A 4273-nucleotide genomic window follows, 5' to 3' on the forward strand; every position below is an offset into this window, starting at 1 on the left:
CCGGCCAGGCACGTTGGGCGGGGACCCCGTCCGGAGGGTGGCCGGGCCAGCTCCGGCGGCGGGGACGGCACGCGCGTGCCCGGGCGCGGCGGGAGCTCGCGGTTGAAGTCCTCGTCCATGGCGTAGAACTCGCGCTCCACCACGTTGCGCACGTCGTCCGTCTGCCGGCGGAACTCGCGCATGAACTTGCCAATGGCCCGCGCCAGCTCAGGCAGCCGCTGGGGGCCGAGCACGATCAGCGCGGCCACCAGGATGAACACCATTTCGCCTGCGCCGATGTTGAACATGGGTCGTCGTCTTCCCCTTGGAGGGAACGTCCCGGGGTTATCGCGCCCACAGGCGGCCCGCGCAACCGTCAGCGACCGTCCAGCGTCCGTCCGGCCTCGTGTCCGGGAGGCGGGCGGCCGGGCACCCCGCCCCCTTTCGCCGAGCCCGTTGGGGCACATTGCCCCATCAGGCGTGGGGATTGGCCTGGGGCGACAGCGGCGCCGCCATCCCCTGGGCCGGGGGCACCGCCAGGGCCCGGGCCTGCTCGCGCGAGCGCACCCGGCCCTCCACCACCCACAGCATGACGGGCACGCCCACCGACAACCCGATGGAAACCCAGGCGATGGTGTCCATGCCGCCGAGCGTCCCGTCCGGCAGGTCCACCAGCAGGCGCGACGACAGGAAGGCCCCCAGCGCGGAGGCCATGTGCTGGGTGGCGGACTGCAGCGACATGAAGCGGGCGCGCACCGGGTTGTCCGGCACGCGCGAGGTGAGCGTGTTGTACGCCACGTTGCGCACGCCCATGGCCAGCATGAAGACCATGAACAGCGCGGGGATGGGCAGCCACGCGGGGTAGTGCACGAAGCCCACGTACGTGGCCAGGGCCGCCAGCACCACGCCCACCGTGCCCACGCGGAAGGAGCCGAAGCGGTCCACCAGCGGCCCCGTCAGCCGCAGCGTGACGAAGCTCACGATGCCGCCCGCGAAGTAGATGATCCACAGGTGGTCGCGCGGGTAGCCCAGGTTCTGCTGGAGGTACGCGGAGATGTTGGGGATGACGATGAAGCCGCTCATCATCACCAGCGCCGTCATCAGGTAGGACAGCTGCACGTCGGCGCGGGAGAGCAGCTCCGCGACGCCCACGGCCCGGGACGCGCTGCCCCCGGGCTTCAGGTGTCCGCGCACCGGCGGCAGCAGCCACAGCGCGGCCACCACCACCACCAGGCCCAGCGCCGCCACCACGAAGAAGGGCGTCCGCCAGGTGCCCAGCTCCGCCACCTTCAGGGCCAGGGGCACGCCCAGCACGGAGGCCACGGAGAAGGACGCCATCACCGCGCCCAGCGCCCGGCCCCGGCGCTCCACCGGGATGAGGTCCGCGATGATGGACAGCGACAGCGCCGTCGCCGGCCCGCCGAAGAGGCCCGCGCACACGCGCGCCAGCAGCAGCGTGGACAGCCCAGCGCCAGCCCGCCCGCCGCCGTGGCCGCGACGAGCCCCAGCATGCACACCGCCAGCGCCTTGCGCCGGTCGAAGCGGTCCAGGAAGTAGCCTCCCAGGAGCCCCGCCACGCTCGCGGCGGCGGTGTAGCTGCCGCCGATGGTGCCAATGTGCGACGACTCGATGCCCAGCCCCTTCGCGAAGTCCGGGCCCAGCGGCATCACCATCACGAAGTCGAGGATGTTGACGAACTGCACCGCGCCGATGAGCAGCACCACGGCGCGCTCGGACACGGAACGGGGAGAGGCGGACTCGGACGACTCGGGCATGGAGGCCTTCAGGGGGAGCGCGGCGTGCGCGTCAGACGCGGAAGCGGCGGACCTCGGCGCGGAGGATTTCGGCCTGACGCGTGAGGTTGTCGATGGCCTCTTCCAGCTGGCGCACCGAGCGCGTCTGGTGCTCGGACACGCCCTTGATGGTCTCCACGGCCTTGAGCACCTGCTCGCTGCCCTTGGTCTGCTCCTTCTGGGCGCGGTTCAGGTGGGTGACCATCTCGTTGATGCTCTCGATGGAGCGGGTGATCTGCTTGCTGCCGTGCGCCTGCTCCTGGCTGGAGCGCTGCACGTGCTGGGTGAGCGTCTTCATCCGCTCCGCGCTCTTCATGATCTGCTCGCCGCCCCGGGCCTGCTCGTTGGAGGCCTGGGAGATCATCGACACGGTGGCGGAGATGCGGTGGATGGCGGCCGTCACCTGCTTGCTGCCGCGCGCCTGCTCCACCGTGGCGCGGGCAATGGCCTTCACCATCTGCGTGGACTTCTGGGTGCTGTCGTTGATCTTCCTGAGAGCGCCCTCCGCCTCGCGGCCCAGCTGCACGCCCTCCTCCACGCTCTTGACACCCTGGTTCATCACCACCACGGCGTTGCGGCTCTCCTCCTGCACGCCGCGGATGAGCTCCGCGATCTCCTTGGTGGACGCGCCGGTGCGCTCGGCCAGGTCCTTGATCTCTTCCGCCACCACCGCGAAGCCCTTGCCGTGCTCCCCCGCCTGCGCGGCGATGATGGCGGCGTTGAGGGCCAGCAGGTTCGTCTGCTCCGCCACGTCGTCGATGACGTTGAGGATGTTGCCAATCTCGCTGATGCGCCGGCCCCGGCTGTCGATGACGCCCGCGGCGGTGCGGCTGGTGTCCTTGATGCGGTCGATGCCGGAGAGCGTCTTGCGCAGGGCCTCCACGCCCGTCTGCGCGTCCTCGAAGACCTGTTCGGACAGGCGCGCCGTTTCATTGGCGTTGGCGTCGACCTGGCCGATGGCGGCGTCCATCTGGCTGATGGCGGAGGAGGTGTCCTCCGTGGACGCGGAGAGGTCCTCGATGTTCTTGGCCACCTCCTTGATGGAGTACGTCATCTGCTCGATGGCGCTGGTGGTCTCCTCCACGCTGGCGGCCATGGCCTGGACGTTCTCCGCCACCTCGTCGTTGGTGGCGGCCATCTCCATGATGGAGGAGCTGCTCTCCTCCGCGCTCTGGTAGAGGACCTCCACGTTCTCCGCGATGCCGCGCAAGGAGGCCATCATCTCCACCATGGAGGAGGACGTCTCCTCCACGCGCGACTGCACGGTGCCCGCGCCGGAGGACACGGTGGTGCCGGTGCGGTGGATCTGCTCGATGACGCCGGCCACCACGTCGGACACGCCGCGCACGCGGCCCAGCGTGTCGCGCCAGGACTGGGCCATGCGGTTGAGGGCTTCGGCCAGCTGGCCCAGCTCGTCCTTGCTGTTGCGCACCTCCGCGCGGCCGGTGAGGTCGGCCTCCGCCAGCTTGCGCGCCATGGACATCATCGCGTCCAGCGGGTGGAGGATGAACGCGCGCGAGATGAGGAACGCCGTCAGCAGGAACAGCACCAGGCCCACGGCGAAGGCCAGCAGCACCGTGTGGCGCAGGGCCGTGAGCACCCCGTTCAGCTGGGAGTCGTTCACCACCACCACGACCTCGCCGGGCACGCCGCCCGCGAGCGTCACGGGTTCGGACACCGCCCAGGCGGTATCGGACAGCTCCGTCTTGTCCAGCGGCGGGAGGGGGCGGACCGAGAGGCGCGTCTCCAGGCCCGTCCTGAACCATTCCGGCGGCGGCGCGGGGAACGTGGCGCGAGGCACGCCCTGGGCGTCCACCACCGCGACGACGCTGAAGTCGTCATCCAGCGGGTAGAGCCCCTCCAGGCTGGGGACCGGTTGGGTGGCCGCCTGTCTTTCGACCAGGACCTTCACCTCCCGGGCCTTGGCCTGAGCGTGCAGCGCCATGCGCTCCCTCAGGTGGTTGGCCACCTGGAGGGGAACGACGAAGAAGAGCGCTCCCAGGATGACGGCCAGCGCGAGGCCGAACGAACCCAGGAGGATGCCCCGGAGACCGGGTTTCTTGAGGCGACGTTGCAAGGCCGGCCCACTGTAGGGAGGGTGGCCCGTCCGGGCAAGGAACGGACTTCCCCGCCTGCCAGGGCCGGACGCTGGGTTCCCGGGGGCAGGATGCGTAAGGTCCAGGGGATGACCGCGACGCTGCTGCTCACCGACCCGCTCTTCCTCCAGCACGACGCGGGGGAGGGCCACCCCGAGTCGCCCGCCCGCCTGCGGCGCATCCTCCAGGTGCTGGCGCGCAACCCCGTCGCGGGCACGGTGATGGCCCAGCCCCGCTCCGCCACGGACGCGGAGATTTTGGCGGTGCACACCCCGGCGCACCTGGACGCGATGGAGAAGCTGGGGGGCCGCTTCGAGCGGATCGACGAGGACACGGCGGTGTCGCCGGACAGCCTGGACGCGGCCCGGCTGGCGGCGGGCGCGGCGGTGCAGTCCGTGGAGGCGG

General features: G+C 70.9%; 4 protein-coding genes and 1 pseudogene. 1 reads left to right on the forward strand and 4 read right to left on the reverse strand.

What is annotated here, in order from left to right; all coding sequences use genetic code 11:
- The 4 genes from tatB to ACLEQD_RS38040 form a co-directional block, all read right to left on the reverse strand.
- Positions 1 to 287 (reverse strand): Sec-independent protein translocase protein TatB (tatB, locus tag ACLEQD_RS38025; protein WP_410390746.1); only part of this gene is annotated, 287 nt, incomplete at its 3' end.
- A 166-nt stretch (positions 288 to 453) separates the two neighbouring features.
- Entirely contained in the window at positions 454 to 1419 is a 966-nt protein-coding gene (locus ACLEQD_RS38030) for an MFS transporter (RefSeq protein WP_410390747.1), read from the reverse strand.
- Positions 1317 to 1754 (reverse strand): MFS transporter, encoded by a 438-nt coding sequence (locus ACLEQD_RS38035; protein WP_410390748.1) that lies wholly within the window; start codon positions 1752 to 1754, stop codon positions 1317 to 1319. Before ACLEQD_RS38035 ends, ACLEQD_RS38030 begins: the two co-directional genes overlap by 103 nt.
- Positions 1755 to 1785: 31 nt before the next feature.
- A complete protein-coding gene (locus ACLEQD_RS38040) occupies positions 1786 to 3849 on the reverse strand; it encodes a methyl-accepting chemotaxis protein (RefSeq protein ID WP_410390749.1) in 2064 nt (687 codons plus the stop codon).
- Between the two features lie 90 nt (positions 3850 to 3939).
- Here ACLEQD_RS38040 and ACLEQD_RS38045 point away from each other — a divergent pair.
- Positions 3940 to 4273, forward strand: a pseudogene (locus ACLEQD_RS38045) (histone deacetylase); the annotation flags it as partial.

Source organism: Corallococcus sp. 4LFB, assembly GCF_046520365.1.
GTDB classification, from domain to species: Bacteria; Myxococcota; Myxococcia; order Myxococcales; family Myxococcaceae; genus Corallococcus; species Corallococcus caeni.